The sequence below is a fragment of the Chitinophaga tropicalis genome (genome assembly GCF_009758205.1).
Taxonomy (GTDB): domain Bacteria; phylum Bacteroidota; class Bacteroidia; order Chitinophagales; family Chitinophagaceae; genus Chitinophaga; species Chitinophaga tropicalis.
In genome coordinates this window covers 130,850-144,703 of the sequence record NZ_WRXN01000006.1, presented here as the reverse complement: position 1 = coordinate 144,703, position 13,854 = coordinate 130,850, and the positions used below count along the sequence as shown (strand labels likewise).

The 13,854-nt window shown below is 45.2% G+C and carries 10 protein-coding genes; 6 read left to right on the top strand and 4 right to left on the bottom strand.

Going from position 1 to position 13,854, the window contains the following annotated elements:
• Positions 1-19 precede the first annotated feature (19 nt).
• Both GO493_RS15230 and GO493_RS15225 read left to right on the top strand, forming a co-directional pair.
• Positions 20-1,189, top strand: a complete 1,170-nt coding sequence (locus GO493_RS15230; RefSeq protein ID WP_157307063.1) for a pyridoxal phosphate-dependent aminotransferase — start codon at positions 20-22, stop codon at positions 1,187-1,189.
• 13 nt (positions 1,190-1,202) lie between these two features.
• Complete coding sequence (locus tag GO493_RS15225) at positions 1,203-2,177, top strand: Hint domain-containing protein (protein WP_157307062.1); 975 nt, start codon at positions 1,203-1,205, stop codon at positions 2,175-2,177.
• A gap of 41 nt (positions 2,178-2,218) precedes the next feature.
• Here the strand turns inward: GO493_RS15225 and fusA are convergent, their stop codons facing one another.
• The gene (gene fusA, locus GO493_RS15220; RefSeq protein ID WP_157307061.1) at positions 2,219-4,285 is read right to left on the bottom strand and encodes an elongation factor G; all 2,067 of its coding nucleotides are present in this window, start codon (positions 4,283-4,285) and stop codon (positions 2,219-2,221) included.
• Positions 4,286-4,748: 463 nt separating this feature from the next.
• Positions 4,749-5,426: a hypothetical protein gene (locus tag GO493_RS15215; protein ID WP_157307060.1), complete on the bottom strand. Its 678-nt coding sequence runs from the start codon at positions 5,424-5,426 to the stop codon at positions 4,749-4,751.
• A gap of 33 nt (positions 5,427-5,459) precedes the next feature.
• Between GO493_RS15215 and GO493_RS15210 the strand changes: the two genes are divergently transcribed.
• Positions 5,460-6,596, top strand: coding sequence for an alginate lyase family protein (locus GO493_RS15210; protein ID WP_157307059.1), 1,137 nt, complete (start codon positions 5,460-5,462; stop codon positions 6,594-6,596).
• A gap of 64 nt (positions 6,597-6,660) precedes the next feature.
• Here the strand turns inward: GO493_RS15210 and GO493_RS15205 are convergent, their stop codons facing one another.
• Positions 6,661-9,099 carry an outer membrane beta-barrel protein gene (locus GO493_RS15205; protein ID WP_198315726.1) on the bottom strand — a complete coding sequence of 813 codons (2,439 nt, stop codon included), beginning with the start codon at positions 9,097-9,099 and terminating at the stop codon, positions 6,661-6,663.
• Between the two features lie 205 nt (positions 9,100-9,304).
• Here GO493_RS15205 and GO493_RS15200 point away from each other — a divergent pair, with 205 nt between their 5' ends.
• Together GO493_RS15200 and GO493_RS15195 are read left to right on the top strand one after the other, a co-directional pair.
• The gene (locus GO493_RS15200) at positions 9,305-10,489 is read left to right on the top strand and encodes a sensor histidine kinase (protein ID WP_232538857.1); all 1,185 of its coding nucleotides are present in this window, start codon (positions 9,305-9,307) and stop codon (positions 10,487-10,489) included.
• Between the two features lie 14 nt (positions 10,490-10,503).
• A complete protein-coding gene (locus GO493_RS15195) occupies positions 10,504-11,238 on the top strand; it encodes a LytR/AlgR family response regulator transcription factor (protein ID WP_157307057.1) in 735 nt (244 codons plus the stop codon).
• Positions 11,239-11,367: 129 nt separating this feature from the next.
• Here the strand turns inward: GO493_RS15195 and GO493_RS15190 are convergent, their stop codons facing one another.
• On the bottom strand, positions 11,368-12,222 hold the full coding sequence (locus tag GO493_RS15190) for an NAD(P)-dependent oxidoreductase (protein ID WP_157307056.1): 855 nt from the start codon (positions 12,220-12,222) through the stop codon (positions 11,368-11,370).
• Positions 12,223-12,443: 221 nt separating this feature from the next.
• Between GO493_RS15190 and GO493_RS15185 the strand changes: the two genes are divergently transcribed.
• Positions 12,444-13,853, top strand: coding sequence for a serine hydrolase (locus GO493_RS15185; RefSeq protein WP_157307055.1), 1,410 nt, complete (start codon positions 12,444-12,446; stop codon positions 13,851-13,853).
• Position 13,854: the final 1 nt, after the last annotated feature.

The following is a 13,854-nucleotide window of genomic DNA, read 5'->3' as shown; positions in this document are numbered from 1 at the left end:
CAACCAAAACTAAATTGCTATGAGTACCACCAACTCCATGAACAGGCGCAACTGGCTGAAAACAACAGCACTGTTCACCGGGGGACTGACCATGCTTCCGCCTGCCCTGAGCCGGCTGCAGGCAACACCGCTCCCAACAAAGCGTATTCCCTTTGCCAGCGACTTTACGCAGCCGAAGATACCGGTAAACCTGAAGGCCCGTCTGTTTGCAAATGAGAATCCTTTCGGTCCGTCGGAAGCGGCCAAGAAAGCTATTATGAACAGTCTTTCCACAAGCTATCAATATCCGCTGATGCAGGTACAGGAACTGGAAGCAAAGATCTGTGCGCATGAAGGCCTTCCTGCCAATATGCTCATGGTCAGCTCAGGCTCCTCTCCTTTGCTGCTGGGCACAGCCATTGCATTATGTAAAGATGGCGGGAATATTGTCACTGCCGAAACTACTTACGATGACCTTCCTACCCGCTGTGAGCACCTCAATGCGAAATGGATCAAAGTACCGATGACAGCCGATCATAAACATGACCTGGATGCTATGGAAAAGGCCATTACACCTGAAACAAAACTGGTGTATGTCTGTAATCCGAACAATCCTACCGGCACTATTGTAGACAAAGACCAGCTGAAAGCCTTCTGTGAAAGGGTCTCTAAAAAAGTGACCGTTTTTGTGGATGAGGCCTATATTGACTACCTGCCGGATGCAGCAGCGACTACACTTATAGAGAGTGTAAAGAAAGGGCAGAACCTTATCGTGGCGCGTACCTTTTCCAAAGTGTATGGCCTGGCAGGTATGCGTATAGGGTATATTGTTAGTCAACCGGAAACACTGAAAAAACTGACAGACTATACTGCCACCGGCTTGTTCGCACTTTCCCTCCCTGCTGTCAACGCAGCGCTGGCCAGCTACCAGGACAGGACATTTATGGATACTTCCATACAGAAGACCGTTGCCAGCAAGGAGTTCCTGTATAAGACGCTGAAAGCGGAAGGATATACTTACATTCCTTCTCATACCAATTTTGTTATGTTCCCATTGAAAATGGATGGAGTACGATTTACAGAAGAAATGATGAAACGTGGTATAGGCCTGCGTAACTGGAAGATGAATAACCAGGAATGGTGCCGTATCAGCATAGGCCGTATGGATGAAATGCAGGCATTTGCAGCTGCATTCAAGGAATTATCTTAACTAAACTATTGCTATGAGAAAATATATCCTGACACTGATCTCTGCCCTGCTTGTATGTCAGCTGATGGCGCAGTCCCGGCCTATGCGGGCGGAAGAATATGAGAAGGCGAAAACATTTACAGTAAAAGACCTGGATAATGATACTTATGTAAAATTCGGTAATGCTTATGTGCTGGACCGCTATGAAATGCGCAAGCCCTATATCATTACCGGCGATGACGGGCTGAAGAAAAGAATAGATCTCTATCGCCTTGTATCGAAAGACAGCATGCAGGACATCGGTACTGTGATCTTTTATACTAATGAGTCAGGCAAACTATATACAGCCGTTATGCCGCTCTTCAATACTGATGCCGATATCTGGAACAAATACTTCGAAGATATTCACGCTATCGACAAAGTTGAAAAGAACTATGTGCTGAAACTCTCCTATGTATTATCGAGAGAGTTCAGTTTCCAGTTGTATAAAGCCATCAATGCCGGTAAGGACGTAAAGGCCGAAGCAGGAACTTACGGCACTCATATCTGCTTTCCTGGAGATCAGCTTGTAATGCTTTCCGACGGTACACAGAAAGAACTACGTTATATCCGTCCGGGAGATGAGATCGTCAGCCCGGATGCGGCTAATCATAGCATCAGGGTGAAAGAGCTGGTTAAGCACAGTGCTGACAATTATGCCATCACCCACCTGCTGGCTATACATGCTACTCAAGCAGAAGAAGGTACAGTACATATAGTGCACCTGTCTGGTAAGATGTTACAGGCTACGCCCAATCATCCTATGCAGACTGTCAACGGTAAACAACCTATAGGTACTATTAATACCGGTGACCAGGTACTATGCATGGATGAGCACACCAAAACACTCGTTACATATACTGTTGTTAACAAAACAGAATCTGCCGGAGGGAAACAGCCGGTGTATAATATTGTAGCAGAGGGAGGAGAGGCTTTTATGATGAATGATATTATGGTGTTGCAGAAATAATAGGAAAGTCGCCCGGCCAAGGCCGAGCGACTTTAATTCAGCTACGTTTTTTCCAATACCTTCCGGGCAATATTATCAGGTACCTGCTGATAATCCTGGAATGTCACGGAAGCGGCAGCTCTTCCTGAAGACAGTGTACGCAACACTGTCACATATCCAAACAGGTCTGCCAATGGTACTTCAGCTTTAATGTATTGGGTATTTGCCTTCATTTCCATTCCCCGGATTATACCGCGGCGCCGGTTAAGATCGCCGGTGATCATGCCGGTATGCTCTTCCGGCGAGGTTACTTCCACATTCATAAAAGGTTCCAGCAATTTCGGAGCAGCTTTTTCAGCTGCATGTCTGAATCCCATTAGCGCGGCATGCTCAAAATCCAAAGCATGAGAATCATTCTCATGGATAGATCCGTCCAGTAATCTCACCTTCATAGACTTGACAGGATAACCGGCCAACACACCCTGCAGCATTGCCTCTTCAAAGCCTTTCCTTACAGAAGGGATGAATTCTCGGGGGATAGCTCCACCTTTAATCTCATTCACAAATTCCAACCCTGTTTCCCCATCTTCCCGTGGTGATAATTCAAATACTATTTCTGCAAAGTTACCAGAGCCACCATTCTGCTTTCTGTACACTTCCTTATGCTCAACAGGCCGGGTAAAGACTTCTTTGTACGCAATCTGCGGCTGGCCTTTATTGATCTCCACCTGGTATTCAGTAGCCAGTTTTTCTATTACAACTTCCAGGTGCAATTCTCCCATTCCTTTAAGAATAGTTTGTCCCGAAGCAACGTCTACCTCCACTGTCAACGTAGGATCTGCCTCCACGAGCCTGGACAGAGCTTCGCCTAGCTTGCCGGCCTCCTTATTTGATTTTGCTTCTATCGCATAACCGATCATCGGCTCAGGGAAGGACATCTGCTCGAGGAGTACTGGTCTTTCAGGGTCTGCCAGCGTATCACCGGTACGTACATCTTTCAATCCCACAACTGCACCAATATCTCCAGCCTCTATCTGTTCTGCAGTTTCATATTTGTCAGACATAATACGCATCAACCTGTTTACACGGATACGCTTGCCTGTACGGCTATTCCATACCGTATCACCGGTACGCAATGTTCCCGAATACACTCTGACCATTGTCAGCCTACCGGCATAATCATCAGAGATAATCTTAAATGCCAGACCGGCGAAAGTATCTTCTGCAGAAGTGCTGATCATAACCTTTGTATTATTCACAGGATCAGCAACGCTGATTGAAGGAATGCCTGCAGGAGCAGGCAGGTATCTAACAACAGCATCCAACAGGGGCTGTATACCTTTGTTACGATACGCCGCTGCTGCCAATACAGGTATTACCTGCATACGGAGAGTAGCATTGCGTAAAGCATTAATAATCTCTTCCGATAAAATAGCAGCAACATCTGTCGTGTACTTCTCAAATAGCACTTCTTCATACAAGGATAACTCTTCCAGCAGATAATTACGGGCGGTTTCCGCTTCTTCAAGCATGTCAGCAGGAATATCAGTTACTTCATATTGTTTACCATCCTCGCTATTCCATAGCAGCGCCTTCATAGTTATGAGATCTATCACTCCTTTGAAGTTGTCTTCTGCACCAATGGGCAACTGTACAGGTACTACGTTAGCATGCAGTTGCTTACGGATCTCAGTTACTACTCGTGAAAAATCGGCTCCCTGCCTGTCCATTTTATTAATAAGGACAATGCGCGGTACATTATACCTGTCCGCCTGTCTCCACACCGTTTCTGACTGAGGCTGCACACCTGATTTCGCACAGAAAACGGCTACAGCACCATCCAGTACGCGAAGGGAACGTTCCACCTCTGCGGTAAAATCGACGTGCCCCGGTGTATCAATAATGTTAACCTGGTGGTTGTTCCAATATGTAGTAATAGCAGCAGAAGAAATTGTGATACCTCGTTTTTCTTCCTGTGGATCACTATCCATTACAGTATTACCTTCATCTACACTACCTAACTTATGTGTTAGTCCTGTATAATACAGCATGCGTTCCGTTACTGTTGTTTTACCGGCATCCACATGCGCCATGATCCCTATATTTCTGAATTTATCCTGTCGTTTCATTTTATAAATATTTAAGCAATAAAAAAGCCTCCCGTCAGGTAACGGGAGGCCTCACGCAATATGTATTGCACCTGACGTTACCGGACATGCCGATCTGAATAGCTCATCAATGTTTTGATGATCAGTATCATATTGCTGTGATAAATGTTGTTAAAAGATTGTTTTATTAAAAAGGGGAAGAATGGGGAGACAAAATAAAAAGGCCCCTTCGGATGAAGAGGCCTCTGAATATTATTTCAGACACAATAACTTAACCTCTCATATCCGGGTACGGATTTGCCTCCCCGTTCTTAATAAAGACAATACAGGTGCTTGCAATTACTGCTCTTATTACAGTCTTTGCGCAAAACGCTGATTGATATGTTAAGATGTTTGTCATTATGATGATTGCTTATTAAAATCGGGAGCAAATGTACGAATATTTATTCAGATAACAAGATCAGGAAATCATCTGCCTTCAAGACTAATTTAGATAGATCGCTACTTTATACAGATACCATCCTTTATCCAGTTCCCGGAGCATCATTACCTTATCCGGCCACATTTCAGGGAGATGCTTTTTGTTTTCCAAGTACAGGTAACCTACTGCATCATAAAGTACGTGAAAGCAAAGGCCTTTTTGCACATAAAGATCGCCGGTGGTGATATTACTGATCAGCAGCTGCTCAGGAATTTTAGCATCAGGGTTATTCTTTAGTTGGTTGAAGATATCTTTATACCTGTTGAAATGTGCTACCAGGCTATCGTCAGCGCCCATTTTCAACTTCAGGCTATTTAGTTGAAAATCATATACTGTTCTGGACATACTGTCTATTTGTGCAGCCGTCATCGTTTCCAGTTCTTTACGTTCTCTTCTCATTGGCCTTATGAGGGTAAGCGATCCCGTACCATAGAACAACCATTTATTTTTCTCTTTTGTGAAGTAGAGGTACTGATCTGTCGGCTCTTCACCGGGTTTAGTAATGGTCATATCTATAACGGTTTTACCGGCTGTTTGCTGGAGTGACCGGTAACGGGCAGTAGCGCCTTCAGGCAGAGGGAGTGTGTCCTGATAGATCTTTTCTGCAGCAGAGATAGACAGGCGGGAAGATTGACAGGCTATCAACAGAAAAAATACAGGTAATAATAATTGTGATTTCATGAAATAAAAGTAGTTAAAATGTAGATTTGACTTATGATAAGATCCACGTTAATATTCATTACTCTTTTATTTGTTTCCCTCACTCCGCCCCGAAAGGAAGTGATAAACGTTTTACGCCGGCAGGTATTGGCTGAAGCCGAACTGGCCATGAAACAACAGCCTATTACCGTAACCGCTGCTATCAGCCCCCGCAGCGCCGGGGGGAAACACGACTTTTATTCAGAGGGTGACTACTGGTGGCCTAACCCCGCCCACCCCGACAGTCCGTATGTTCAGCGGGACGGTCTCAGCAACCCGGCTAACTTCATTGCTCACCGGCTGGCTATGATCCGCTTTAGCAGGATCATAGGGGCATTGGCTTCTGCCTATAAGATAACCGGAGATGAACGGTATGTAAAAGTTGCATTAAAACATTTACATGCCTGGTTTATAGATCCCGCCACATTGATGCATCCTTCCCTGCAATATGCACAAGCCATTAAAGGCCGCTTTACCGGCAGGGGAATAGGTATCATAGATACCATCCAGCTGATGGAAGTAGTGCAGGGCGTAAGCGCAATGAAGGATGCAAAGATATTTGACAAGGCCTTACTTGCAGGCGTGAGGAAATGGTTTGCGGATTATCTTGCCTGGTTAACCAGCCACCCTTACGGGAAAGATGAAATGAATGCAAAGAACAACCATGGCACCTGCTGGGTAATGCAGGTAGCATGCTTTGCAAAGCTGACCAATAACGATACGCTTTTACAGTTTTGCAGGGACAGGTACAAGCAGGTATTACTGCCTAACCAGATGGCTGCGGATGGCAGCTTTCCGCTGGAATTGGCACGCACAAAACCCTATGGCTACTCTTTGTTTAACCTGGATGCCATGGTTACTATCTGCCAGTTATTACCCGATCTCTGGGAATTTGAGCTGCCGGATGGAAGATGTATAAAGAAAGGAATACAGTTCATGTACCCATACGTTGCCAATAAGAATGGCTGGCCCCATAAGAAAGACGTGATGTATTGGGAAGAATGGCCGGTGGCGCATCCCTTCCTGTTATTCGGAGCAGAACAATACAAACAGGCAGATTGGTTCAACACCTGGAAGAGACTGGAACATCGACCGGAAACGGGGGAAGTAATAAGGAACCTGCCGGTAAGAAATCCGTTGATATGGCTATAGAAATCTGCCGGGAAGATTCCCGGCAGCCAGATACATCTTTTTTTGGGTATATATGAAAGTGTGTCTACTCTTTCCTTATCCTGTCTTTCTCATCTTTAGCGCCACTTCGCTGCTCCCGGGTTTTGAACGTGCCTGTACCGAATGATCTTGACCATGTTAATTTCACAATAGGCCGTACGGCAGATTCTACGTTGATGTGAACCTGGTTCTTTATATCAAAAGCTTCTTTGGTCAATGTGCCGTAAGAAGGATTTACCCGGATAGTTCTGAAGATATCTGTTACTGCCAGCTGTACACTACCCCAGTTGTCATTCAGCTCTTTTTTAATGCCTGCATTTACTGCTCCCAGGCCTGCTATCCTGATTGAACCATTATAAAAACGGGAATTATACCAGCCCGAGAGCTCTATAAAATAGTGTCGGGGCAGTTTGAATGTTTCATTAAAATTGACGGAATAAAAGAAATAACTATTCTCAACCGGTATCAGTGTATGCACTATTTCAGACTTTCTCATGCTGCCGGTAAAGCTGTAACTCATATCCCACCAGCTACTTATCTTAAACGACAGGTTAGCCTGCAGTGTAATATCACGCTGATAACTGAGGTTCTGCGGAGAGATGTACAGCAGGTCTGCCGCGGCAGTCTGTGTTATCTGGTAGCGGGCGATAGGGTCTTTATCCCGGCTCCACATCAGGGAGAAAGCGTAGTTCCGGTAGTTATACCCTAGCTTTATATTATGGGTGACAGTGGGCCTGAGAAAGGGATTGCCGGTGTATACCGCTGTAGGATCGCTATAAGTTACATAAGAAGCCAGGTCATTATAGGAAGGCCTGCTGATCCTTTTTGTATAGGAGAGGTTTAGCTCTGCATCAGGGCTTAATTTCCGGGAAAGGAAAAGACTGGGGAATAATGTACCAAGTTTCCTTTTCACGGGAATTTTACTATCCATATTGGTATTAGAATATTCATAGCGGGCGCCAGCTACCAATGTTGTCAGGGAGTCTGGCTGTATATTGAAAGAGGCATAGGCTGCACCTATTCCTTCTTTCATTTCTATGCGGTTGCCCGTCTCTCCCCTCCTGATCCATTTGCCATCTACCAGGCTTTCTATACCAGATTCACTTACAGCATTTGTATAGGTCCCTTTTATTCCCGCGTCCATTTTCACCTGCTTACTCCACTGCTTTGTGTAATCCATTTTTAACACTCCTACCTGTATAATAGTATTAGCATCCCCTCTCTGCCGGGGAGAAAATAAAGTATCATTGTTACCCCCTGCCTGATGGCCTTCATCGTTCACAAATGAATTACTGACTTCTGATGGCGTACGGTTATTGAAATAGAGATAGTCTATATCAAAGTTGAGCTTATCTTCCTTTCTCAGCTTCTTTTCCAGGTATATAGAGCTGACCACGCTGTTCCAGCTGTTTTGTCCTTTTACGTACCCGTTGTACGATAACAGGGAATCAGGAAGTACAAGATAGTCTGCCAGGTTATGCGTTCTTGTCCTGCCGTTGCTGTTATTATATGTGATATTCAGTCCGGCACTGGTCTTTTCATTCAGGCGGGTATCCAGTCCGAATACAGCGTTATGATCATTTTGTATCCTCCTTGCAGTGTCCCATACGGTTGCTTCCATTTTTCCTCCCAGCACGGGCATGTCCTGCGAACTGGTGATAAACATGTTGCTATAGGTATTATCGTGGGAGAAAGTATAGGAACCATAGAGATTGGTGCGGGGTCCGTTACTGGAAAGGTACAGGCTTCCACTGGCTTTTTCCCGTTTGCCATAGCCGGCGGTGAGGGAGAAGGAGCCGTTTGTTCCAGGCTTCTTATCTTTCTTCATCACGATGTTGATGATGCCTGCACCTTCAGCGTCATAGCCGGCGCCAGGTGTATTGAGTATCTCCACTTTTTCGATATCGTTGGCGCTCATACTGCTCAGCAGGGATACAACCTTTTCTACCGGCATGCGGACCAGTCTTCCGTTCAGCATGATCAGTACTCCGCTTTTACCGTTCAGCAGAAGTCCGCCGTTCTGGTAATCCAGCGCTACTCCTGGCGATCGTTCCAGTATCTGCAAGGCTGAACTGCCTTTAGCCATTACGCTGCTCTGTACATTTACGACCAGACCGTCCATCCGCTGCTGGAACAAAGGTTTTTCTGCCTGTACCACTACTTCTCCCAGCTGCCGGGCGTTTTCCAGTAAGGTGAGCACCCCGAAATTCCTGGTGGTTGTCAGCGTAAAGACCGGTGATTCCCATGTCTGATACCCTACACTGCTTATGCGCAACAGATAATTGCCCGGGACGGTTCCGTTTATAAGGTAATTACCCTGTTCATCTGTCAGCGAGCCTTTTACCAGTGAGCTGTCATTCTCCCTGAGCAACAGTACGTTGGCAAAAGGCAGCGGCTGACCACCGGCGGTAATGAGCTTTCCTGTGATCTGCGCATGGCTGCTGTAAGAGATCAATATCAACAGGTAAAAGAAAAAGTATTTCATATACACGTCCTTTAGGGATAGACCTGCGGCAAAGAAAGCCGGAGGGAACGGGTTGCAGAAACGTAAATGACAAGCAGCAGCCAATAATTGATCAAATGCAGGGAAGTGGCAGGTGGGGTGTGATACAGGGTAGTTTTTACCTCTCATATAGCCGGATATACATCTTGTCAACTATACACGTACACTCAAATAGTATCCGCTCTGAATGATGAGGGGAATTCGTATCTTCAGTAGTGTTCCCGGAGAAATTATTTATGTGATGAAAGCTGCACCATATACAGGCTCAAAACAAAGCTGGCTGATCAGATACAAACTGTACCACATTCCATTCTGGTGTTTGTATCATTATCTCTGGTGGGTAGTGGCAATGGGAAATCCGCTGAAAGCGGCCAACTCTATCTTCTTCTCCATATTTGCCGTCAAATTTGCATTCTATGTAGTATTCCAGGCGCTGGCTGTTTATTTTAACCTGTATTTCCTGATGCCCAGGTATCTTGAAACAAACAGGTTCCGCGTGTATTTTACCGCACTTGCCGTTACCTTGCTCAGTGCATCCCTCTGTATTGTGTCAGGTTATTACCTGATAGCTTTCCTAAGCCATAAAAGCATCGCGGCATTATATGGTGATACAGCTTGTTTCTTCAGCTTCTTTTCCAGCGCTTTCCCATCCACCATTGCCAGCATGACACTGGCCATGAGTATTAAGCTGACCCGGCAATGGCTGCAGGATAAAAGAAGACAGCAATTGCTTGAAAAAGAGAAACTGGAAACGGAACTTAAATTCCTCAGATCTCAGTTCAATCCGCATTTCCTTTTCAATACCATCAACTCTATCTTCTTCCTCATCCATAAAAACCCGGATAAAGCATCTTCTTCACTGGCGAAGTTCTCCGAGCTATTACGGTATCAGCTATACGAATGTAATGACATCCAGATTCTGCTGAGCAAAGAGATATCTTACCTGGAGAACTTTATTGAACTGGAGAAGCTCAGACAGAATAATAATATTGACGTGCAGTTCACCCTGAATCAACAGAACAGTATTCACTGGGGAATCGCTCCTTTCATCCTGATGACCTTTGTGGAAAATGCTTTCAAGCATGTTTCAAAGCATAGCGATCAGCCTAACTGGATTAAGATACAGCTGGACCAGGAAGAAGAGCAATTATACTTTGCGGTCTCCAACAGTACAGCAGAGACTACATATAATGAAGTGGTTAGTTATGGCGGGATCGGGTTACAGAATGTGCAACGCAGAATGGACCTGATCTATCCCGGGCAATATAAACTGGATATACAAAGCAGTGATAACTGCTTCGTCATAAAGCTGCAATTAAGTCTTTCAGAACTGGTTTTAGCACAGCCATTGCAGGAACAACCTGTTTTCTGAATTAAACATACGGCATGATAAATTGTGTAATTATAGATGATGAGCCATTAGCGAGAGAGGGAATGGCCAGTTATGTAAGAGAGGTTGAGTTTCTTAACCTGGTGGAGACCTGTGTGAACCCGGTTGAGCTGATCAGGCTGTTAGATGAGCATCGTGTAGATCTTATATTCCTGGATATACAGATGCCTAAAATGAATGGTATTGAGTTCCTGAAGATCATGCCTAAGCCGCCTATGGTGGTTATTACCACCGCCTTTCCCAGCTATGCACTGGAAAGTTTCCAGCTGAATGTGCTGGATTACCTGTTAAAGCCTATCACATTCGACCGTTTCTTTAAAGCCGCCAATAAAGCGAAGGACTATCACCAGCTCATCACTAAAGCAGCCGATCAAAATACTCCTGATGCGGTGGCCGACTATTTCTTTATTAAATGCGGGAACAAATTTGAGAAGATCTACTTTAATGATATCCTGTATATACAGGGTATGCAGAACTATGTTACCATCTACACGCATAAAGGTAAATACATGACATTGCTATATCTTAAGAACCTGGAAGAGAACCTGGATAGCAGGCAGTTTATCCGTGTACATAAGTCGTTCATTGTTTCTATCAATAAAATAGAAACGATTGAGGGTAATGAGGTGATCATTCCTTCACATCGTATACCGGTGAGCCGGAATTACAGGGACCAGCTTATTCAGCAGGTAGTGGCCAGTAAGTTGTGGGATAAGATGAAGTTTTCGTGATCAGCGGGATCTATCATGAGGGGGAAAAGGACAGGGGAATTCCTTCTATGAGCCGATTAAATTGTCTAATCGGCTCATTTATTTGCTCTTTTTTGAGCCGATTAGTTCTTTTAACCGGCTCATGGCAAATTATTGAGGTATTGAGTCCTTTCCTATTACGGTCCAGTCATCACCACCATGCCCCCTGGCTATCCACTTATCCATTTCGGCGGCTATGGCTGGTATTACAGCCAGTGCAGCCCCTGCATTTGCGGCGGTATCCAGGAACAGCTGGGTGTCTTTTCTGGCCATATTCAGTTCCCAGGACGGGTTGTCATACTTGCCACCTGCTACTCTCTGTAACCTGGCGGGAAGAAGAGCGCCGGGATTCCAGGCGTCAAATAATGTAGCGACGTCTCCCAGCGGGATATGCATTGCCTTTGCCAGGGAGAGCGTGTCTGCAATACCGGCAGTAAAGGCTACCAGGAAAAGGTTACCTACCAGCTTCATTCCTGCCGCGCGTCCTTCTTCCGGACCGAAGTTGAGCACACGGCCTGTTAATTTGGACAGTACAGGTTCCAGGCGGCCAACAACGTCCTGGTTGCCGGAGACCAGCATGTAGCCGGTGCTTTCCAGTGCGTTTACCGGCCCCATGAAGACAGGAGCATGCAGGTAGGTGAAGCCACGTTCTTTCCATTGCCGGGTTCTCTCTATAGCGCCCTCTGCCGAGGTGGTGGTATGATCTATGATCACTGCTCCGGGTTTCAGGCCTTTAGCAGCTTTCTCCAGTACTTCGTTTACAGAAGCGTCATCTTTCAGGGTGATATGCACATAATCTGCTCCGCTAACAGCATCTGCCACATCAGCAAATGCTTTTGCTCCTTCTGCTTCCAATGCCGTTGCCTTTGCAGGAGTACGGTTCCATACCTGTACCTGCATGCCTTTTTTTATCATGGCTCTTACGAAATTTGCACCTAAGAGCCCCATTCCTAAAAATGCTACCATTGTCTTTTGATTTGTATAAAGATAGAAAATCATTTTCTACGGCAGATAAATGGATAGAATGAGAGGATAATTCATTAGTTTGGAGTTTATATCGTACTCAATGCGATTTTTTGAGGGTGCTTTTTGGGCATGCGGCCGGCTAAGATTTAAACTAAAAGAACAGCGATTTCTGGAGAGAACGTTTGTTCCGTGGCCCAGCTGAAAACTAAAACGCTATCAACATGAAAAAAATCCTCTGGCTTTCAGCCACTCTCTGTCTTTTAAGTACAACATTTCTGCAGGCACAGCATGTAACCCAACGCCTGGAGAAAGATATCCCGGTACTGATGAAAGATGCTATGATACCCGGTATGTCTATGGCGCTGATAGAAAACGGGAAAATAACCTGGCATCATCACTGGGGCTTTCAGAACGCCACTACCAAAATACCAGTTACAGATTCTACCGTGTTTGAAGCTGCTTCTCTTACCAAAGTAGTGACTGCATATGCTGTATTGAAACTGGCAGATCAGGGTAAAATAAACCTGGATACACCGCTCAACAGATATCTTGGCAACAGTTATGATGTGAAAAATGACGACCGTATCAACCAGATCACTGCCCGTCATGTATTAACACACAGCGCTGGTTTTCCTAACTGGAGACAGGAAAATTCTGACACACTGCCTATACTGTTCACTCCCGGAGAAAAGTTCAGTTATTCCGGAGAAGGGTTCGTATATGTGTCCAGGGTAGCAGAGAAACTGACTGGTATGAAGTTCGAAGACTATGTGAAGAAAGTGGTGTTTAAACCGCTACATATGAATAACAGCAGCTTTACATGGCAGCCGGGTTTTGAAAGAAGACAGATCCACAGGCATGACTGGATGGGCGATGTATCGTTCCGCTTTGAAGGCCCCGGTTCTAATGCTGCAGCCAGCATGCGTACTACAGCAACAGATTATGCCAGGTTCATTATTGCACTGATGAATGGAACAGGTCTGAAAAAAGAGACCTGGCAGGAAATGTTCACACCACAGATAGCGGTCAATAAAGAATCTGCACCCGGCGTATCATGGGGATTAGGTGTTGGACTGGAACCTATTGATAACGATATTTATTTCTGGCATTGGGGCGACCAGGGAGATAGCAAATGTTATTTCACCGCACAGCTGAAAAAGAAAAATGGCGTGGTGTATTTCACCAACAGCAAGAACGGGCTTGCCATTACCTCCCAGGTACTGGCAGAGACCATTGGAGGTAAACATCCGGCCGTTGCCTGGCTGGAATATCCAAAGTTTAATCCTGCAGGCCCTAAATTACTGGAAGCTATAAAGAAACAGGGAGTGGAACCGGCCCTGCAAAATTACCGGCACCAGCGTGAAAATGGCGGCGTCCACATTGAGGAAGACATGATCAATTCTATTGGTTATCAACTGCTGAGGGCGAAAAACATTGATGCTGCGATAGCTGTGTTCAAACAGAATGCAGATGATTTTCCTAAGTCAGGCAACGTATGGGATAGTCTTGCAGAAGGCTATATGATAAAGGGTAATAAACAGCTTGCAATAGAGTATTACGAAAAGTCTTACGAGCTGGACCCTTCCAATGTGAATGCGTTGGTACTGATAAAGAAACTAAAAGGAGAATAAG

What these genes read in the sequence shown, in the direction of transcription:
- GO493_RS15230 (WP_157307063.1), top strand. Translation starts at nt 20, where the DNA reads ATGAGTACCACCAACTCCATGAACAGGCGCAACTGGCTGAAAACAACA.
- GO493_RS15225 (WP_157307062.1), top strand. Translation starts at nt 1,203, where the DNA reads ATGAGAAAATATATCCTGACACTGATCTCTGCCCTGCTTGTATGTCAG.
- fusA (WP_157307061.1), bottom strand. Translation starts at nt 4,285, where the DNA reads ATGAAACGACAGGATAAATTCAGAAATATAGGGATCATGGCGCATGTG.
- GO493_RS15215 (WP_157307060.1), bottom strand. Translation starts at nt 5,426, where the DNA reads ATGAAATCACAATTATTATTACCTGTATTTTTTCTGTTGATAGCCTGT.
- GO493_RS15210 (WP_157307059.1), top strand. Translation starts at nt 5,460, where the DNA reads ATGATAAGATCCACGTTAATATTCATTACTCTTTTATTTGTTTCCCTC.
- GO493_RS15205 (WP_198315726.1), bottom strand. Translation starts at nt 9,099, where the DNA reads ATGAAATACTTTTTCTTTTACCTGTTGATATTGATCTCTTACAGCAGC.
- GO493_RS15200 (WP_232538857.1), top strand. Translation starts at nt 9,305, where the DNA reads ATGATGAGGGGAATTCGTATCTTCAGTAGTGTTCCCGGAGAAATTATT.
- GO493_RS15195 (WP_157307057.1), top strand. Translation starts at nt 10,504, where the DNA reads ATGATAAATTGTGTAATTATAGATGATGAGCCATTAGCGAGAGAGGGA.
- GO493_RS15190 (WP_157307056.1), bottom strand. Translation starts at nt 12,222, where the DNA reads ATGGTAGCATTTTTAGGAATGGGGCTCTTAGGTGCAAATTTCGTAAGA.
- GO493_RS15185 (WP_157307055.1), top strand. Translation starts at nt 12,444, where the DNA reads ATGAAAAAAATCCTCTGGCTTTCAGCCACTCTCTGTCTTTTAAGTACA.